General features: G+C 43.2%; 22 protein-coding genes and 1 riboswitch. Of the genes, 6 read left to right on the top strand and 16 right to left on the bottom strand.

Translation table 11 applies throughout. The features are described 5' to 3' along the window. Nucleotides 1-87 precede the first annotated feature (87 nt). From KH172YL63_RS06760 to KH172YL63_RS06740, 5 genes are all read right to left on the bottom strand, one after another. Nucleotides 88-327 (bottom strand): hypothetical protein, encoded by a 240-nt coding sequence (locus KH172YL63_RS06760; RefSeq protein ID WP_173105387.1) that lies wholly within the window; start codon nt 325-327, stop codon nt 88-90. A gap of 477 nt (nt 328-804) precedes the next feature. Next, nucleotides 805-2028, bottom strand: a complete 1224-nt coding sequence (locus tag KH172YL63_RS06755) for an EAL domain-containing protein (RefSeq protein WP_173105386.1) — start codon at nt 2026-2028, stop codon at nt 805-807. 127 nt (nt 2029-2155) lie between these two features. Continuing rightward, nucleotides 2156-2923 carry a 2,4-dienoyl-CoA reductase gene (fadH, locus tag KH172YL63_RS06750; RefSeq protein WP_173105385.1) on the bottom strand — a complete coding sequence of 256 codons (768 nt, stop codon included), beginning with the start codon at nt 2921-2923 and terminating at the stop codon, nt 2156-2158. Nucleotides 2924-3052: 129 nt separating this feature from the next. Continuing rightward, complete coding sequence (locus tag KH172YL63_RS06745) at nt 3053-3271, bottom strand: hypothetical protein (RefSeq protein ID WP_173105384.1); 219 nt, start codon at nt 3269-3271, stop codon at nt 3053-3055. 159 nt (nt 3272-3430) lie between these two features. Beyond that, entirely contained in the window at nt 3431-5524 is a 2094-nt protein-coding gene (locus KH172YL63_RS06740) for an EAL domain-containing protein (protein ID WP_173105383.1), read from the bottom strand. Nucleotides 5525-5732: 208 nt separating this feature from the next. Here KH172YL63_RS06740 and KH172YL63_RS06735 point away from each other — a divergent pair, with 208 nt between their 5' ends. Next, complete coding sequence (locus KH172YL63_RS06735) at nt 5733-6032, top strand: hypothetical protein (RefSeq protein ID WP_442858756.1); 300 nt, start codon at nt 5733-5735, stop codon at nt 6030-6032. Nucleotides 6033-6172: 140 nt separating this feature from the next. Next, nucleotides 6173-6640: a YkyB family protein gene (locus KH172YL63_RS06730; RefSeq protein WP_173105382.1), complete on the top strand. Its 468-nt coding sequence runs from the start codon at nt 6173-6175 to the stop codon at nt 6638-6640. A 197-nt stretch (nt 6641-6837) separates the two neighbouring features. On the opposite strand, the gene KH172YL63_RS06725 is transcribed toward KH172YL63_RS06730, so the two are convergent. Beyond that, nucleotides 6838-7740 carry a chemotaxis protein gene (locus tag KH172YL63_RS06725; protein WP_442858755.1) on the bottom strand — a complete coding sequence of 301 codons (903 nt, stop codon included), beginning with the start codon at nt 7738-7740 and terminating at the stop codon, nt 6838-6840. Between the two features lie 178 nt (nt 7741-7918). On the opposite strand from KH172YL63_RS06725, the gene KH172YL63_RS06720 reads away from it, so the two are divergent. Continuing rightward, a complete protein-coding gene (locus KH172YL63_RS06720) occupies nt 7919-8104 on the top strand; it encodes a hypothetical protein (protein WP_173105380.1) in 186 nt (61 codons plus the stop codon). 18 nt (nt 8105-8122) lie between these two features. On the opposite strand, the gene queE is transcribed toward KH172YL63_RS06720, so the two are convergent. Genes queE through queC form a run of 3 tightly spaced genes read right to left on the bottom strand, consistent with a single transcriptional unit; the run spans nt 8123 to nt 9935 of the window. After that, entirely contained in the window at nt 8123-8848 is a 726-nt protein-coding gene (gene queE / locus KH172YL63_RS06715; RefSeq protein ID WP_173105379.1) for a 7-carboxy-7-deazaguanine synthase QueE, read from the bottom strand. Continuing rightward, complete coding sequence (gene queD / locus KH172YL63_RS06710; RefSeq protein ID WP_173105378.1) at nt 8845-9276, bottom strand: 6-carboxytetrahydropterin synthase QueD; 432 nt, start codon at nt 9274-9276, stop codon at nt 8845-8847. The genes queE and queD overlap by 4 nt, the downstream gene beginning before the upstream one ends. Beyond that, entirely contained in the window at nt 9273-9935 is a 663-nt protein-coding gene (gene queC, locus KH172YL63_RS06705) for a 7-cyano-7-deazaguanine synthase QueC (RefSeq protein ID WP_173105377.1), read from the bottom strand. The genes queD and queC overlap by 4 nt, the downstream gene beginning before the upstream one ends. 125 nt (nt 9936-10060) lie before the next feature. Continuing rightward, nucleotides 10061-10105, bottom strand: a riboswitch (PreQ1 riboswitch). Nucleotides 10106-10305: 200 nt separating this feature from the next. Here queC and KH172YL63_RS06700 point away from each other — a divergent pair. Next, nucleotides 10306-10893 (top strand): HD domain-containing protein, encoded by a 588-nt coding sequence (locus KH172YL63_RS06700; RefSeq protein ID WP_173105376.1) that lies wholly within the window; start codon nt 10306-10308, stop codon nt 10891-10893. A 73-nt stretch (nt 10894-10966) separates the two neighbouring features. Here the strand turns inward: KH172YL63_RS06700 and corA are convergent, their stop codons facing one another. Then, entirely contained in the window at nt 10967-11962 is a 996-nt protein-coding gene (gene corA / locus KH172YL63_RS06695) for a magnesium/cobalt transporter CorA (RefSeq protein WP_173105375.1), read from the bottom strand. A gap of 128 nt (nt 11963-12090) precedes the next feature. On the opposite strand from corA, the gene KH172YL63_RS06690 reads away from it, so the two are divergent. Then, nucleotides 12091-13239, top strand: coding sequence for an aminotransferase A (locus KH172YL63_RS06690; RefSeq protein ID WP_173105374.1), 1149 nt, complete (start codon nt 12091-12093; stop codon nt 13237-13239). A gap of 158 nt (nt 13240-13397) precedes the next feature. Here the strand turns inward: KH172YL63_RS06690 and KH172YL63_RS06685 are convergent, their stop codons facing one another. Further along, a complete protein-coding gene (locus KH172YL63_RS06685; RefSeq protein WP_173104248.1) occupies nt 13398-13583 on the bottom strand; it encodes a hypothetical protein in 186 nt (61 codons plus the stop codon). Nucleotides 13584-14311: 728 nt separating this feature from the next. Between KH172YL63_RS06685 and KH172YL63_RS06680 the strand changes: the two genes are divergently transcribed. After that, entirely contained in the window at nt 14312-14986 is a 675-nt protein-coding gene (locus KH172YL63_RS06680; protein ID WP_173105373.1) for a GNAT family N-acetyltransferase, read from the top strand. Nucleotides 14987-15119: 133 nt separating this feature from the next. Here KH172YL63_RS06680 and ptsP read toward each other — a convergent pair whose 3' ends face one another. From ptsP to KH172YL63_RS06655, 5 genes are all read right to left on the bottom strand, one after another. Beyond that, the gene (gene ptsP, locus KH172YL63_RS06675; protein WP_173105372.1) at nt 15120-16841 is read right to left on the bottom strand and encodes a phosphoenolpyruvate--protein phosphotransferase; all 1722 of its coding nucleotides are present in this window, start codon (nt 16839-16841) and stop codon (nt 15120-15122) included. Then, nucleotides 16841-17107, bottom strand: coding sequence for a phosphocarrier protein HPr (locus KH172YL63_RS06670; RefSeq protein WP_034756145.1), 267 nt, complete (start codon nt 17105-17107; stop codon nt 16841-16843). Before KH172YL63_RS06670 ends, ptsP begins: the two co-directional genes overlap by 1 nt. Before the next feature lie 292 nt (nt 17108-17399). Further along, on the bottom strand, nt 17400-17663 hold the full coding sequence (locus tag KH172YL63_RS06665; RefSeq protein ID WP_173105371.1) for a hypothetical protein: 264 nt from the start codon (nt 17661-17663) through the stop codon (nt 17400-17402). A gap of 76 nt (nt 17664-17739) precedes the next feature. After that, nucleotides 17740-18522, bottom strand: coding sequence for an ABC transporter permease (locus KH172YL63_RS06660; protein WP_173105370.1), 783 nt, complete (start codon nt 18520-18522; stop codon nt 17740-17742). Between the two features lie 18 nt (nt 18523-18540). After that, nucleotides 18541-19155 (bottom strand): ABC transporter ATP-binding protein, encoded by a 615-nt coding sequence (locus KH172YL63_RS06655; protein WP_232066139.1) that lies wholly within the window; start codon nt 19153-19155, stop codon nt 18541-18543. Nucleotides 19156-19235 lie beyond the last annotated feature (80 nt).

Below are 19235 nucleotides of genomic sequence, written 5' to 3'. Positions count from 1 at the left end.
CCTCATCGAAAGCCTGCCTAAAGGGCTCACTCTATGAAGAATTTGCTGCAAATCAAAGAAGCCGCACCGTAATGCAGCCTCCAACCTTCAATATAAATAGCGAATCGACCAGTAAGCAATGAAAAAGATAATCAGGATGGAACCGATTAATATCGATAGGAACACTGGATTTCGAATAAATGGATGTTCCTTCACGACATCTGGGATATCTGTATCAAAATCCCCCTTCAACCGTTTTTCCTGTCCGGCAATCCTAAACGTATACACAAGTGAATATCCTGCAAGCCCAACGGCAACCAAGGTAAGCACAATCATAAACATACTCATCCATGACCCCTCCTTACAAATGTCCTTAAGCATAATTTGTCCCAATCGATACAAGCTATACAAGAAAAGCGGAGGCGGCTTGGGCAGCCCCGACAAGCATAAGATGAATGGACTGTGAAGGCGGGCTTTGCCTTCATAGACCATTTAGCTTATGACCTCGAGGGGCTAGCCGCCGGAGCTGGACATCATGAAAAGCGGAAGGGGCTTGCTCTGAGGCGACAAGCATATGACGAGCAACCCGGAAAGGCGTTTTTTGCCTTTTTGGGTTGCTTGGCATATGACCTCGAGCCTCAAGCCCCTGCAGCTGGACATAGAGAAAAGCGTAGGCGGCTCGTTCAGCCCCGACCAGCATAAGATGAATGGACATAAGAAGGCGGTCTTTGCCTTCTTGGGACCATTTAGCTAATGACCTCCAGGGGCTAGCCGCCGGAGCTGGACATCAAAAAAAGCGGAGGCGGATGATCAGCTGCTTCCCCTCTAAAACAGGAGGCCATCCTCTTCGAATAAATATTCGTATGAAAGGTCCATGAACAGGTAGAGCCCGTTTCCGAACGGGTATGAGTAGGTCCTGATGGATTCCCCTGAATCGATGTCACTGTATATGTCTGATAATAATCCTTTTTTATTGATCTGCATCCGGATGATATTCTCAAGGAAGTAAGGGCGCCAGCTCCAGTTCTTCCCTTTATAGGTCGGTTGGACCGTCCAGTCGGCATCAATCTTCAGGAAATTGCTCGTCATCTGAAAGCCGTTTTCATCACAAATATATAAGCGAAAACACTTATCCGAAAAATTCTTTGCAACTTCCATCAGGATGTCATCGTATTCTCCCAGCTGTTTTTTGAGTGTTGTCAACAGCTGACTGATTTCCTTATGAAGCACTTCCGCAAACTTATAGCCGGTTTCCAGATGCTTCTTTTCATAGCGGATATAGTCCTGACATTTTTCCTTCAATTTCTCTTTTAGCACATCCGGATTCAAAAAGGATTCCGAAGGATGATGAAGGTAATATCCTTGATAATATCGGCCGCCGTTCATCCAGGCAAATTGAAGCTGGAAATTGATTTCGATATGCTCGAATAATAAGGATGCCCCAATCTTTCTGGCAAGCACGGAAAGACTGTACAGGATATCTTTATACACTTTGTTGCCGGCATCATTCCTCAACTGAAATAAATCCACTTTTAAAATATCAGGTGAAAATTGGGAGAGCCGATCCAATTGCCCGCTATTTCCTCCAACATTGTCGATTGCAATCTTGATTCCATACGTTTTATAATACAGAAGCAAGTGGACCAACTGATCAAAATCCCCTGAAAACGTCTTCTCAGACAGTTCAATCACTGTTTGCTCAAATTTCAGCCCTTTTTTCTCATATTCCTGCAGAAGTTCAAGGAATGATTCTCCATGATCCAGCATCAGGAGCCTTGCATCCCGGTTAAGGAAAATAAGCCCTTCCTGCTTTTCTTGTATGTATTGATCGAGCGCTTTGCGCGTAACATGCTCATCCACTTCCAGTTTATACTCATCCGGTATCTCTTCATCACAAAAGAAAGGTCCGAGGCTTTCTACATGATTGTCGCCGACCCTCAATCTTCCTAACACTTCATATCCGATGATCTTATGTTCATCCGCGCTGAAGATTGGTTGAAAGTAGGGTACCACTTGATTCATATTGGTAATTACGTCTAATGCATCCATTCTTACTCCCCCACGCTCACACTTGTTTTTTGCATAATTATAACACAAATATGCAAATGAGCTGAAAGTACCGAACTAAAAAACACCCTTGCCTTGTCTATTGACAAGAGAAGGATGCTTTTCATCATCAGAACGGGAATGGATTCAGCCACTGGCCGCCATCCATCGTGATGCATTCACCGTTGATATAAGAAGCCTGTTCAGAAGCCAGATAAAATGCGAGTCCGGCAATTTCTTCAGGTGTGCCTAATCTTTTCATCGGGACGCTGTCGATCGTTCTTTTCGCTGCTTCATCAGATATCCAAAGCTTTTCTGCACCGCCTGTCCGTTCAATTGGACCTGGGGCGATGGCATTGGTACGTATGCCGTATTTGTGGCCCCATTCTACTGCGAGGGTCCTAGTCAAAGATAATACACCCGCCTTGGCTGCCGCAGAGTGTGCCACCCCTGCGCCTGCATTCCAGGCATAGGTTGCAACCATGTTGATAATCGATCCTTTTTGCTTTTGCTCAATCCAATAATTACCGACCGCATGAGAACAAAGGAATGTCCCGTTCAACACGATATCAATAACAGATTTCCAGCCGTTTGGCGTGAGTTTTTCTACGGGACAGATGAAGTTCCCTGCCGCATTATTGATCAATACATCGATTTTCCCAAATTTCGAAGCAGTAAATTCTACCATGGCTTGAACATGTTCCTGCTCCCTGACGTCCATTTGAAATATTTCGATATCCCCTTGAAGTGACGAGAACTCGTCTTTAACAGACTGAAGTCTTTCCTCATTTCTTCCGGTCACGACCACACTCGCACCGGACTCGAGAAATCTCTTTGCCATATATTTCCCCATACCGCTTGATCCGCCAGTAACGATCACTACTTGTTCCTCTCCCATTTCAATCTCCCCTTTGAAAATGAATGAATATTCACTCAATATTTTATCATATTGAAGGATAAGAAAACCATTTATTCCAATAAAAAAACTGATAAACAAGAAAAAATTCTTGTTCATCAGTCTGAACGTTTAACTATCCGGATTGTTTACGATCGCATCATGCAGTTGTGCCAGTGCCTTGATGATCGTTTTATTTCTGTAATATCCTTTTGCTTCAATCGATATATGGTTATATGAAACAACTACCTGACCTAAAGACCGAGGAGTATTAAAGCCGTACACATACACTTTAACCGTTCCTCTATCGGTAGGGAGAAATAGGATTTCCATACGTTTTGACTTCTTCATAATCCCTCTCCTTTATAAAGCACTCGGAACACTGATTCAACCGAAGACAAAGCTTCTATGAATCTTTCACTCTCCTCACTTTAAAATAAGTCATCGGCATTACTCTGTCAAACATTTAGTGGAGAAAGGGACGCAGGCTGTTTCACAAGCTTTAAATCATCACATAAGAACAAATTGCTGCTGTTCGATTTCCTCCGGACAAATCGGCTTACTGAAGAAATAGCCTTGGGCTTTCTGACAATTCGCCTCTTTAAGGAAAGTTACCTGCCCTTCTCTTTCGACCCCTTCTGCGATCACTTCCAATCCGAGACTGTGGGCCAGGTGAATGATCGTCTTCGTGATGGCTGAGTCCTTCTGGTTCATGCCGATTTCCCTTACAAAAGATTGGTCAATCTTTAAAATGTCGATCGGGAACCGCTTTAAATAATTGAGCGATGAATATCCGGTCCCAAAGTCATCCACAGAAATATAAACCCCGATCCGCTTGAGCCTTTTTAACATTTTCAAAGTCTGCTGGGTGTCCTGCATGGCTCCCTCCGTAATTTCAATTTCTATGCAGGAAGCAGGGAGATTATACGTTTTCAAGTAAAATCCGATCGTGTCTGCCAATTGTTCCTGCAGAAACTGTTTTGGAGAGATATTGATCGCCACTCTTACGGATTTATATCCTTTATTCCGCCATAATTGGAGCTGCCTGCACACCTGTTCCAGCACCCACTCTCCGATTTGGTGGATCAGCCCGGTCTCCTCTGCCAATGGGATGAATTGGACGGGGGAGACAAACCCGAATTTTCGGTTGTTCCATCGTATCAACGCCTCGAAGCTGTCGATGGCGCCAGTGGATAAATTAACTTGCGGCTGATAATGGATGAACAATTCACCCTTTTCGATCGCCCTTCGCAGGTGGGATTCCATGATGATATAGTTCGGGAAGCTTGACTCCATATGAGACTGATAAAAACGATAATGCCCCCTTCCCTTTTCCTTCACTTCAAACAGGGCTTGTGCAGCCTTTTGAATCAGCGAATTCGAATCATATCCATCTGCCGGGAATCGGCTGATACCGATGGAAGGGGACAGATAGAATTCCTGTCCGTCGAAGGTAAAGGAATCAATAAATAATGCAAGGATTTCTTTTGCTTTTGCCTTCGTTTCTTCAAAATTACTATTCTTCAAGAGAAAGATGAATTCATCCCCTCCTTGACGATACAACTGGGAATCTTCATTCGTAAGGGTGACCATACGCTCCGTGATGTTCTTTAGGATCCGGTCACCGCCTTTTAGCCCTAACGTATCATTCACAAATTTGAACCTGTCCAGATCAAGGTATAACAGCGAAAGCTCACCCCCGCTTTCTTCCATGTTGTGAATAAGGAGTGGGATGTGATCATCAAGGGCTTTCCTGTTCCAAAGACCGGTCAATTGGTCATGTAGGGCCATGTAATGGATCATTTCATTTTGTTCATGATCCCTTGTAATATCCTTGGCGATGATATAGCAGCCATCATATGTGTCATTGACGACAATCGGGACCATTTTCAATTGAGTGACCTTCTCTTCCCCTGCTTCATTCAGAAGGAGGCTGTTGTCGATCACGGACGGGTTCCCCATAAGCGTTCTCTTTAAGGTTTCCGAAAGGATCTTTTCATTTCGGTCGTGAAATAAATCATAAATGCTCATATTCATCAGGGCTGCCTTTGTGTAACCGGTCAAGAGGCTCCCTGCACCATTCGATTCAAGGATGATCCCCCGGGAATCAAGGATGAATATCGCGTCCAGATTATGTTCAATAATAGATTTGTAGCGTTCTTTTGCTTTTACCAGGCTTTTCTTTTCTTCTATGGCAGGAGTGATGTCCCTTGTGATGGAAACGACATACGCTACCTCTCCATCTTGATTTTTAATGGGGGTAAGGATCGATTCATTCACCACCTGACTTCCATCCCTGATGCTAAAGGTATCCTGGTAGGTGATGCTATCACCCGTATGAACAAGGTCGGAATATTTCACCTGTATCCTCTCAGCCATTTCCGGATTGACAACATCATTCAATAAACGACCCATGTCTTCATCAGTGATGGATGTGTATTTTTTGGCTGATTCATTTATAAATACATACCTGAAAACTGGACCTTCCTCCACTTTCATAATGAAAATCATGTCGTGGATATTGTCCAAAATCAGTTCTTTCATAACCGTATCCAGTACATCTGTTCCTGCACTGATCGTGTTGTTGATATCTGTCCATTTCATGGATTCTTCATCCTTTTAGGCTTCTGTCTTTTTCAACAAAATGTGTCATGATTATATTTTACTATTTTACCCATGATTTTCCTACATACTTATGAGAATAATCCATAATTTTTTTCCCGGCCCCCTCGTTGCCCAATAAAAGGGAGACAGGCGCACAGCATACAGAGAAGCCATACACTAAAGGGAATAGAGAGAGGAGGTTTCTTATATGTATAGATCTGCATATTATTACCCGTATCCAAGATATAGGGGTGTCCAGGGCGGGGATCAACGCTTTTTCCCTTTTTTCTTCGGTTTGCCTTTTTTAGCTGGTGGATTGGCCGGATTGGCGATTAGTCCGCTTCTCTTCAACCGGCCATGCTACGGACCTGCGTGCTATCCGCCTTATCCGCCATACGGAGGATATCCTTATCCTGGAGGGTACCCGCAGCAGCCCTACAATTCCACGAACTATCAGTCGATCCCACAAAATCTTACAGAGAATATCAATATTTATCCCCAAAGATAACGATATGGCCCACCAGAAACTGTCTCCTGAACATGTTTTGGTAGGGCCTTTTCTTTTACCTTGACTTCCTTCTCATACCTTTCCAATCAAAGGGAAAAGGAGTATAATGGGAATGAACATATTAGAAAGGAGCCAATAACTTGAGAAACACTAGTAAATCCACCCCTATCTCCACATCCGTAAATACCCTCTCTCAAGCTATTTTCACTGTAAACAGACATGCGAAAACGGCAGGAAACCCAAAATACTTATATACATTAAAAAAGCGGGCACTTGTGAAAATGATCCAGGAAGGCAAGGCCAGGAAAGTGGGACTGCACTTTTCCAACAACCCTAAATTCAGCCAGCAGCAATCCGACGTATTAATCGATTGCGGAGATTACACTTTTCATCTCCCACCCTCCAAAGAGGATTTTAAAGCGCTGCCTCACCTGGGTTCTCTCGATCAGCGATCAAGAAACCCAAAATGCAAAATGCCCCTTCAACAGGCCAAAGGAATCCTGGAACAATACACCGGTTTGTCTGACCGAAATGACCGGACCCGGAAACCGGAAAAGCCCCAATACCAAAAACCAGTCTTCAAAAAATTGGGAGACAGCTTCTTTTGATGCCTATCGATTTTAGTGCGTTAACGCATATTTCCCTTAAAGTGACAGGGACCGGTTTCTTCCAAGTAAAGGACATATGCCGTGGAATATGTCTTTAAGATAAAAAATCCGAACGTTGATTCGACATTCATTCATGAAGATCGAACCCGTTCGGATTTTTTATCTTACCCTGGTATCAATCAGAGTGTGGTTTTTGACTAAAGGATATGCTGGTCAATTTTCAAAATCAGCTCTGCGATTTCAGGCTTGCTGATTTGATCTTCCGCTCCCACCATTTCCCCTTTATGCTTCAGATCATTTGTGATCAGAGATGAAAAGATGATGACTGGAAGAGCCTGAAGCTTAGGGTGGCTCTTGATCCGTTTCGTCAGATGATGTCCATCCATCTGCGGCATTTCAATATCCGTCAATACAAGCTGTACTGAATCCTTGATGTCCCCGGATTCTTCCGCCACCGATTCTAAATAGCGGAAAGCATCAGCCCCGTTTTCGAAAAACTCCACATCTTCATATCCCGCTTCCTTTAACGTATCGTTCAACAGCTTTCTCAGCAGGGGAGAATCTTCGGCTGCAACGATCTTCTTGTTGCTTCTTTCTCTTGGTCCGAGCTTCTTCACCTGTTCGACCCGGATTCCCGTCTCTGGATTGATTTCAAGCATGATGCTTTCGAAATCAAGCAAAAGAATCATCGATTCCTGTTGTTTTATGACACCGATGATCCCTGAATGCACACCCGTATACACCTCTGAGGGCTTATCGATTTGATCCCATGATATACGGTGGATCTGAGTGACGTTATGTACATGAAAGATGACTTTCTGCTGGTTGAATTCAGAAACGATATATTTTGAAGTCGCTGTTTCTTCTTCCTTCACCCCTAGTACCCTTGCCATATCCACAACCGGGAGGACTTCCCCCCTCAATTGAATGAGCCCCTTTACATAAGGATGGGAATGAGGGACCGGAATGACCGTTTTCGGTTGGATAATTTCTTTCACTTTGATGACATTGATCCCAAATTTATTATGCTGAACTTCAAATTCCACGATTTCCAGTTCATTTGTTCCACTTTCAAGCAGAATTCCATTAGTATGATTCAATTGTATTCGTCCTTCCATGCGCTTTAGCTTGATTGCCTTCCCTTCTTATATCGAACAATTGCTGAACTTCTTTACCCTTCAGGAAAAATAAGCTCTCTCCCACTTCTTTTATTACCTGGACCATATCAGACTAATAGAAAATGCCAACTCAACCATACTAAGATGAGGAGGTGTTCAAATGACTGAACTTGATCATCGCGGAAATCGGGATGTGCCTGACTTTGCGGAAATCAGCAACCACATTCTTCCTGCACAGTACAACCTTCCCCTCATTGCCATCGGAAAGAATGCAGAAGGAATCGATGACACGGAAGATCTGTCCTACGTGGAAGGGCAAAAAAGTGTCAAAAAAAGAAGCGAGTGACCATCACTCGCTTCTTTCCTATACGCCTCGCATGTTTCCCCATACAAGTGTGTGTAATTGGGGCAGTACCCTTACATGATTCAAATCCTCATTGTCACATACTTTCTCAATGAGTCTTTCATAGTCGGTTAAAAGGGAAGAAACGAGCTTCCCTGTATCTCCTTCAGATACAGCAGGGTTTCCCGTCTGAATATAAAATGGAACAGAAGGGTAGCGTTTATGCACATACGTCGCATATTCCAGGTCTGTTTCATCAAATACCACGACTTTCAAACTGAACTGAGATCCGTTTTCCTGAAGCCTGTGAACGATGGAATCGAGCTTCCCGAAGTCCGTCTCCATACCGGAGCTTGGAGGTTTAGGGGAGATCGTCAGGTCATCGATGTCATAGAACCAGTCCTGCCAGCGGCTACCCTGGGTTTCAAGGGCAGACTCAATTCCGTTTTCCTTGAAGATCGCGATCAGTTCGTGAAGCCCTGCCAGCAGTGCTGGGTTTCCTCCTGAGATCGTGACATGGGAAAATCGGCTTCCTCCGATTTCCTTCAACCTTTCCCACACTTCTGCAGCAGTCATAAGCACGATATCATCTTTGGCAGAACCGTCCCACGTGAACGCTGAATCACACCATGAGCAGCTGTAATCACATCCTGCGGTCCTGACAAACATCGTTTTCCGGCCGATGACCATTCCTTCTCCCTGAATCGTTGGACCGAACACTTCTAATACTGGTATCTTCTTCATCATTTCTTCCCCTTCGGTCTATAAATCACATAGCTGGTCGGGGTTTCTCTTAAGAACACCTGCAGGCATTGCGGGCCATGAGGAAGAGTATTCAAATGATCCTGGATGATTTCCCAGATTACTTTTGCCATCACTTCGGTTGTTGGAAATGACATGGGTCCCTTTTCAGCAAAAGCCGCATCATCATTGAGCACTTTATGATCAAATCTCTTATGGATCAATTTCTTGATGTGCTGAAAATTAATCAGAAAACCGGAATCATCGAGGAGGTCCCCTGCGATCGTAATATTTGCAAAATACGTATGCCCATGCACTTCCTGACAGCTCCCGGCATCAGGATGGGGAATATAATGAGCTGCAGCAAAATGCATATCTTTGTTCAATTCAAATTCATAAGGATGATCGGGAGTCGGGTAAATTTGCTGAATCATGCTTTGTCTCCCCCTCTTTTATCCTTTACATATTCGTCCAGGCCACGTTGTCTGAGCTCACATGCCGGGCATTCGCCGCATCCGCTGCCTTTGATGCCGTTGTAGCATGTAAGGGTATTCTCCTGCACGTATTCAAATGCGCCCAATTGATCTGCCATTTCCCACGTTTGGGCTTTATCGATCCACATAAGCGGTGTGTGAATGACAAATTGATCATCCATCGACAGGTTGAGGCTGACATTCAATGATTTCACGAAGATATCCCTGCAATCAGGATAACCGCTGAAATCCGTTTCGCACACGCCTGTCACTATATGCTTTGCCCCGATTTGCTTTGCGAGAATACCTGCAAATGACAGGAACAATAGGTTTCTCCCGGGAACAAAAGTGGACGGTAATTCCCCCTCTTCCTGGGTGATTTCTTCGTCCCTGGTCAATGCACTTGGTGCCAGTTGATTCAATAAACTCATATCTAATACATGGTGAGCGACATTGAGATCTTCTGCAATCTCCTTTGCACAGTCCAATTCTGCAACATGTCTCTGACCATAGTTGAATGTCACTGCATCTACATCTTTAAATTGCTGCTTCGCCCAAAATAAACACGTTGTACTATCTTGGCCTCCGCTAAATACGACTAACGCTTTCTCTGTGTTCATAAATGGTGCTCCTTTCTTTTTCAACAGGTCCTTGTCACCTGTATAGAAGAAAGAGATTCTGTTCGAACTCTATAACTCAGGCAAACATTCGCCTTAACAGAAAATAACGACACCTAAGGATGCCGTTTTCCTTAGTTTTTTATAGAGGGTTGTGCTAGAACCTCTCGGAGTTTATCTTAAGACTCCAATTCTTCTTAAATTGTCTTCAACCAATATAACGTTTTTTCCGAAAAAAATCTACCTCTGGGATCGATTTCATCAAAATGCCATCTCATGATGTGGGCGTAGCGGCGTATTGGATGAACAGAGTTGCAATATCCCCTGCTTCTAAGCATAATGATTGAATAAGCCAAAACATGGAGGATACCGGATGTTAGCTGAAATGATGCACTTTTTGAAAGAAGTGGATCAACTGAAATCAGTTGATCGGAGAACGTATATTACAGATGGGAGTCGCCGTGAAAACAGCGGTGAGCATTCATGGCACGTCTGTGTCATGGCCATGACGCTTTTTGATATGTATGAAAGGAAGGATGAAACAGATTTATTCAAAGCTCTGAAAATGCTGCTGCTTCATGATATCGTCGAAATCGATGCAGGGGATACATATGCCTTTGATTCCGAGGGCTATGAAGACAAGGAGGAACGTGAAAGATTTGCGGCAGATCGCATCTTTGGCTTGCTCCCGGCGAAAATCAGGGATGAATACCGCTCACTGTGGGATGAATTCGAAGAGGGTAAATCGAACGAAGCTCTTTATGCCATGATCATCGATCACATCCAGCCCCTGCTTTTAAATGTATCAACGGAAGGGAAATCGTGGATGGAGCATCAAATCAAAGCAGAGCAGGTATTAAAGAGAAACAGATGGGTGAAGGATATTTCCCCTGATATTTATGCCCAAATCAAGGAATGGGTGAATCAAGGAGTTAAAGAAGGTTGGCTGGGGGAGGGATAAGTCCGTAGACAAAGAGATGGAACAGAGCGCTGTACAAATCGTTCGGCGTTCTGTTCCACCCTGCAAGGCGATACTATTTCAAACGGAGGAACCTTCTCTTTTTCCTCCGTTTTTTAGGGCCGAATCGCAGCCAGCCGATCTTTACAAAGAAACCGAACATGACAAGGGCAATCACGCCCATTATTCCAAGGACGATGAAATATCCGTTTCTTTCATCAAGTTCAGGCATGTAAACAAAATTCATCCCGTATAACCCCGCTATGAAGGTAAGGGGCATGAAGATCGTCGTAATGACTGTCAGCGTCATCATGATATTGTTCATTTTATCCGAATTGATCGATAAATAATTATCACGGATATCAGAGGAAAACTCCCGGTAAGACTCGAGCATCTCCACCAGTTTGATTAAATGATCATACACGTCATTGAAATACAATTGTTCTTCTTTCAAGGAATTCAATTTTCCCGAATTACTGATCCTGTACAGTAAATCCCTCATTGGGACGAGTGTTCTCCTCAGCCTGGACATATCGTGGCGAATATCGAACAGTTCATCCATCAGATTCCTGTCCGCTTCATCATGGGTGTTATCTTCCATCCTGTTCAGTCGGTCTTCGATCTTATAGACAAGGGGAAAATATTCATCCACCAAACGGTCAACAATCCCATGCATAATTTTAAAGGGGCTGAGTTCGCCGCCCCTTTCTTCCATCTCACTCCACAGCTGATCCAGTTCCTTTACAGGTTCCTTATGAAACGTAACGATGAATCTTCCATTAACAAACATATTGACTTCATATGACTCGAGGTTTTGCTTATTGATGCCATGAAGGAGCACAAATATGTACTGATCATAAAAATCGAGCTTTGGCCGCTGACTGAAATCATCCAGACAGTCTTCGATTGCCAGGGGATGAAAGCGAAAATACAATTTAAGTAACCGGATATCTTTAGAACTGGGCTCTGAAAAATCAACCCAATACCATTTGACTCCCTTTTCTTTTATCTTTGATAAGGGGACCTGATGCTTGACTTCCCCATTTTCCATGACAATGCTTGTTCGAATCATAATGCTCTTCCTAACTGTTTTATTTTCTTTATCTTTTCCCTCTTTGCGTTTCATTCAAACAAAATCACTTCGTAAACACAAGGAATAGTGATAAAATATGTAACAAATCATCAAAGTAGGTGTACATAATGGAGCAGTATATCAACTCAAGCGTGAAAAACATACAAATTTCAGGAATACGAAGATTTTTCAACATGGTTTCAGACATCGAAGGCATGATCTCACTCACAATCGGTCAGCCTGATTTCCCTACACCGCAGCATATTAAGGATGCAGCCAAAAGGGCCATTGATGACAATTTCACAACGTACACCCATAATGCCGGGTTTCTTGAACTGCGTGAAGCCGCAGCAAAGTTTGCAGCGGAAAAATACAATGTCCACTATCATCCAGACGAAGTCATCGTGACAAACGGTGCATCCCAGGGGATCGATGTGGTTCTCCGCTCAATATTGGGAAAAGGGGATGAATGCCTTCTTCCCGGTCCAGTTTATCCAGGTTATGAGCCAATCATCCATCTTTGCGGTGCGAAACCTGTTCATATCGACATTACGAAAAATAATTTTAAGATGGATGCATCTCTCATAGAGAAAAGCCTTACGCCCCAGACGAAATGCATCATCCTTCCCTATCCGTCCAATCCCACCGGAGTCAGCTTATCCAGGGATGAATTGAAGGAGATCGCCGATTTGCTGAGAGGCAGGGGGATTTTTGTGCTGGCTGATGAGATATACAGTGAACTGACCTTTGACCAACCTCATCATTCCATTGCACAATTTCTCCGTGATCAGACGATCATCGTGAATGGTTTATCAAAGTCGCACAGCATGACCGGCTGGAGAATAGGTTTGCTGTTTGCACCGGAGACCATTTCAAGACACCTGCTGAAAGTTCATCAGTATAATGTCTCCTGTGCTTCTTCCATTTCTCAAAAAGCAGCTTTTGCAGCTCTTACAGACGGTAAAAATGATGCTGATGTCATGAAGGCAGCGTACAAAAAAAGAAGGGATTATGTATTCACCCGCTTGACAGACATGGGGTTTGAAGACATCGTAAAGCCTGATGGTGCTTTTTATTTCTTTGTAAAGATACCGGATAGACTGTCCCTCTGTTCATTTGACTTTTCTTTAAATCTCGCCAAGGAGAAAAAGGTGGCTGTCGTTCCAGGCGATGCCTTTTCTGATTTAGGTGAAGGCTACTTCCGCCTTTCCTACGCCTGCTCCATGGATCAGCTGACAGAAGGACTCGACCGGATAGAAGATTTCATAAGTGCTTAGTTGAAACAGTTACGGGGCTGCCAGCGTTCTTTTCCACAGGAGAACAGACCCAAATATGGAGCGTGTCATGTCAAACAAAAATCCGAACGTATTGGAGGTTGAACCTTCAATCACTGTTCGGATTTTCTTTGTTTCCCTCATTCTAAAAGCCTACCCTATCACCCTTTGTATTCACCATTATTTTTAGATGCTTTTTCTTTTTTTGCTTTGTCTTTGTGGACTTTATTGGCCGCAGCACTTCCCATTTCATGGGCAAATTCCGCATTGATTTTCGATGAATCGAAACCTTTTTTATTTTTCTGCTGAGGATCATGTTTTTTCGTTCGCTTTGCCATTTCTTTCACCCTCCGTAATGTTCATTCACCACAATGGTGATGGGATTATTATGTTTCACCCCAACCTGTCCTATTCACCGGTCCCCCATTAAGCAAAAAAAAGAACCAACACAGTAAACTGTGCCGGTTCAAAAAAAGGAAAAGGGGGTGTTAGTGAGAAATTAATCTCCAATTTCATGCTTAGTTATATGATACCCGTATTTAAAAATGCTAAACCACTCTTTTAAATTTTTTCTTCAGGAATTTTTTCTTCCTTCACCTTCATCCTTTTTTATCGGGATTTCCTCATTACATTATGTAAATAACCTAAGACTGTTTCGTAAACATTGTGGCTTATAGACAAGCGAGATGCGGTTGATTTCCGCTACAGATGCTCGCTTTCCGCGGGGCTGGCGGTGAGCCTCCTCGGACTTCGTCCTGCGGGGTCTCACCTGTCCATCAGTTCCCGCAGGAGTCGAGCATCTTCCGCTCCAATCAACCATCGAAGATAAAAAACCAAAAATCCACTCAATAAATTGCTGGTTCATCTTCAGAATAGTAGTGATTCATTGCTATGGTAATTTTCACTCCACAATCTCAATTTACAGAAGATGCTCACATTAACCTCTATTAATAACATCAACCAATGCGAAAAGCACCTAATCTACAGATAAAAAGTTATTTCAGTAAAACTCTTTAAAAAAGCGCTTTCATAAAGTATAATAAACAAGTAAATTCTGAGAAGCGGGGTTCTGATCATGTATATGAAAGAACAGTATGTTTTCAGAAAGAATCAGATACATAAAGCAGTAATCAGAAATTATAGAGAAGCTGATTTCGATGCGCTGATCAACATCCAGAAGAGGGCATTTCCCCCTCCTTTTCCTGCTGACTTATGGTGGGGTAAAGATCAGCTCACCTCTCATATAAAACATTTCCCACTCGGCTCTCTGTGCGTGGAAATCGACGGAAAGATTGTCGGCAGCATGACCGGGCTCATCGTCTCCTTCAATCCCGATCACCCTGTACACACATGGGAAGAAATGACCGACAGCGGCTTCATCAGTAACCATGCCGAGGATGGAAACACCTTGTATGTGGTGGACCTTTGCATCGATCCATCCTACAGGGGGTACAAGCTCGGGAAAGTACTGATGGACGCCATGTTTGAAATCGTCGTACATCTGGATCTTGACAGGCTGCTTGGCGGCGGCCGCATCCCAAGTTACCACAAGGTCGCCCATTTGTATGAAATAGAGGACTATGTGAAGGAGTTGACCAAAGGATCATATAAAGATCCAGTCATTACCTTTTTACTGCAAACCGGGCGAACGCCTTTAAAGGCAATCAAAGGGTATTTGAAAGATGAAGAATCATGTGATTACGGCGTGCTGATGGAATGGCGCAATCCATTCAAGCCCTGGAGTGAATGAACAAAAAAAGGATTGAAGGAAGTGACGTTCCTTCAATCCTTTAGAAAGGGGGAAATGAGAATGAAAAGGCCCAAAGGGTGTGCCTTATTCTTCAAAGATATAATACCCTCATTTCCTCTTTCTAAACCTTTATTTATTCCATTGATGTTGCTTTTTTCACAGCAGCGATGACAGCATCATTTGTGTCTAATGTGAGTGCCTCTTCTGCCAGTTCTTTCATCTCAGCACGGTTCAACTGACGGATCTGAGAACGTGCACGGAGGATGGAGGTAGCACTCATGGAGAACTCATCCAGTCCAAGTCCAAGAAGGATTGGCACTGCAATTTCATCTCCTGCCATTTCTCCACACATACCTGCCCATTTGCCTTCTTTATGAGCCGCATCAATCACCAATTTCACAAGGCGCAAAATGGCTGGATTATACGGTTGATATAAGTAGGAAACGCGCTCGTTCATGCGGTCTGCAGCCATAGTATATTGAATGAGGTCATTTGTACCGATAGAGAAGAAATCAACTTCTTTGGCAAACACATCAGCCATGACAGCAGTTGACGGGATCTCAACCATGATTCCCACTTCAATATGATCTGCTACGTTTGTACCATTTTCAAGAAGGGCTTTCTTCTCTTCTTCAAGGATGGCTTTCGCTTCGCGGAACTCTTGAAGGTTCGAGATCATCGGGAACATGATTTTAAGATTTCCGAATGGACTTGCCTTCAATAACGCTCTAAGCTGGGTACGGAAGATATCTTGCTCGTCCAGGCATAGACGGATCGCACGATAACCCAGGAATGGATTCATTTCTTTAGGCAGATTCAAGTAAGGAAGTTCCTTATCTCCGCCAATATCAAGCGTACGAACCACTACAGGCTTCCCTTTCATACCTTCTAGAACGGCTTTATAAGCTTCGTATTGCTCTTCTTCTGAAGGAAGCTCGTCACGGCCCATATATAGGAATTCTGTACGGTACAGTCCTACACCTTCTCCGCCGTGATTGATGACCCCTTCAAGATCCTTTGGCGTCCCGATGTTGGCAGCCAGTTCAACGTGCTCCCCATCTTTTGATACCGTCGGTTCATTCACGAGTTTGGCCCACTCGGCTTTTTGCTCCTCGTAACGGGCATGTTCTTTTTTATACGCTTCGATCACTTCTGGAGTCGGGTTAATATGTACTTCTCCATTTAATCCGTCAACAATAATCATATCTCCATTTTCGACAGATGAAGTAATGGATTTCGTACCTACTACAGCCGGAATCTCCATTGAACGGGCCATGATCGCTGAGTGGGATGTTCTTCCACCGATATCAGTTGTGAATCCTTTAACGAATTCACGATTCAATTGTGCTGTATCAGAAGGCGTTAAGTCTTCCGCGATCACAATGACTTCTTCGGTTACCATGCTTGGGTTGGCAATCTGCACGCCCAACAGGTGTGAAAGTACACGTTTCGTCACGTCACGGATATCCGCTGCACGTTCTTTCATGTATTCATTATCCATTGATTCAAACATGGAAACGAACATATCAGCTGTTTCTTTAAGGGCGAATTCAGCGTTTACATTTTCTGATTTCACTTTGTCTTCAATTGGTGTCAGTAATTCCGGGTCGCTTAAGACAAGAAGATGCGCTTCGAAAATCTGAGCTTTATCTTCCCCTAAATCGACTCTGGCTTTATCGCGGATTGCTTCAAGCTCTGATTTTGACGTCGCAATGGCTTCCTGGAAACGCGAGACTTCCTGTTCAGCATTGTCGATGCTTTTCTTCTCAAAGCTCAAGTCAGGTTCAACTAAGCGATATGCTTTTGCAATCGCGATACCATTTGATGCTGCAATTCCTTTTAGAAGATTAGACATTACTCAGCTAAACCTTCTTTGTTTAATGTTTCTTGCAGGCTGTTTAATGCTTCCTCTTCGTCACTGCCTTCAGTAATGATCGTGATTTCTGCACCTTTACCAACACCTAAAGACATAACGCCCATGATTGATTTTAAGTTTACTTTCTTTTCTTTGTATTCAAGATGTACATCGCTGTCGAATTTGCTTGCCGTTTGAACGAGTAAAGTTGCCGGACGAGCATGAATTCCTGTTTCAGCTGTAACTGTAAATGTTTTTTGTGCCATGTAAATCGACTCCTTAATGATCTTGTTTTTGATTGCTTCATAAAAGTAATGGATTATGAAGGAAACGTCAACTGTTTCTAGCAATTAATCCATTGTTCCTATAAAGCTGTTCAATAAAAAAGAATAGCATGCAATGAAGAGATACACAATTGTAAAGCTTGATTTTTTTAGTATTTCATAAATTTGCCACTCTTATGAACCTAAATATGTAAAATCATAAAAAAATCGACTCAAAAGAGATCTGCCCTTTCCACTTTGAAAGGGTATCTCATTTGAGTCGGACGGTATGTTTCTATGCATTTCCTGCTGTTTCTTTTTTTGATTTCATCAGGTTGTATCCTATTTTTGCTTTGATGACCGTTCCCTTCAATGTCATTTCGTGATCTTCAGACGTGTTGGTGTACACATTCACTAAATCACATATGCACCTTGAAAATAACTCAGAAAGCTGTTTCAGCTCCTGTGCACTGTAGTTGCTGTCTGCTTTCATCAATTCTTCCATGACATCGATGGCCAGACTTTTTACACGGAGCGCCTGTTCTGTTTCATATTTCATAGAATCCTTCCCCTTTATACTCTACTTTCTCTAGCATATGTCTGCAGAAATGATTTAGAACGGGGAACGACGCCTTTTACAGATTGAGCTGGGCATCTTTTGTGAATAATTGTTTATTGGCCAATATAATGAAAAAAATCACAGTCATGGCGACACTCCCTATGATCCCGAGCAGAATCGCAATCTGGTATTCAATCGCAACCAGCGGACTGATCCCTGAAAGAATTTGTCCTGTCATCATACCGGGGAGGAAGATGATCCCCATACCAATCATATTATTCAGTGTCGGGAGGATCGCCGCATCAAAGGCATCATCCACATAGGCTTTAGAAGCTGCCTTTGGTGTGGCGCCCAACATTAAAGCCCCTTCTATTTTCTCCCTTTGACTGATCAATCCCCCCAGCAGTGTATTGATCCCAAGCGTGATCCCTGTCATTGCGTTCCCTACGATCATGCCGGCAATCGGTATAAAATACCTTGGTTCATACCAGGGGGTGAAATGAATGACTACCATATTGAAGTAGAACAAACTCAGCAGGGTCCCGATCAGTAAAGATATTGAAGCCATCCATTTTAATATTTTGTCCATATCATATTTGACCTGTTTGAATATATTCCTGATGGCGAAGGCTTCCATGATCAGGATAATGAAAAGGGTCATAAGGGGACTCGGATGATCGAAAATATATGTAAGGATATATCCAGCGATAATTAACTGGACGGTCATCCTAAACGAAGCAAGGATAATCTGTTTCTCCCTTGAAATCCCCCTCCACTTCACAATCAATAACAGCAGAAGAACAAATCCATATGCTGCAATGAACCGCCATAGCTCAATATCGATGATCCCTTTTTCCACGTTTGCCACCTCCTCTGTTTATTTGGTCATCGTGATGATCTCTTCACCGTATTGCTCTGCCACATTTGTAGAATGAGTTACCATGATGACCGATCCGTTATGAGCGTTTGCTCTCTCTATGAAATTTTTCATCACTCCGATTTCAGTTTCTTCATCGAGGGCTGAGGTCGGTTCATCCAGGAGATAGACTTCCGGCTTCATGACCAATACACGTCCAAGGGATAACCGCTGCCTCTCACCTCCAGACAATGGTTCTGCAGGAGCATCCAGCGGTTTGTCCAACTTCACTGTATTCAGGATATCTTGTAATTCACGTTTGCTCGCTTGGGGTTGATTGGAGAAAACAAGGCCCTTCTGAAGATTCTCCTCGACCGTTTCCCCGAATAACAGTGGTGTCTGAGAAATCATGACAGCTTTCCTCCTCAATTGAACAGCATCGAACCCTTTCAGAGATGTTCCTTTATAAGTAATCTCTCCGGAATCCGGTATATTCATTTTGTTTAATAATTTCAAAAGTGTAGATTTACCTGCACCGCTCTCACCGACTATACAAGTCGTTTTGAATTCAGAGATATTCATCTGATCAATATTGAGGATATCCTTAAAACGCACTTTTTTCAGTTGAAACAACACGAAAGACGTCCCCCTTTACTTCCTTATCATACCCTATCCCTATAAATATAAATAAGCTGACGCGATTCGTTTCCGAAAGC

This window comes from Bacillus sp. KH172YL63 (assembly GCF_011398925.1).
In the GTDB taxonomy this organism is placed as follows: domain Bacteria; phylum Bacillota; class Bacilli; order Bacillales; family Bacillaceae_B; genus Rossellomorea.
The sequence above is the reverse complement of the archived record's forward strand: the minus strand, read 5'-3'. Positions and strand labels throughout refer to the sequence as shown.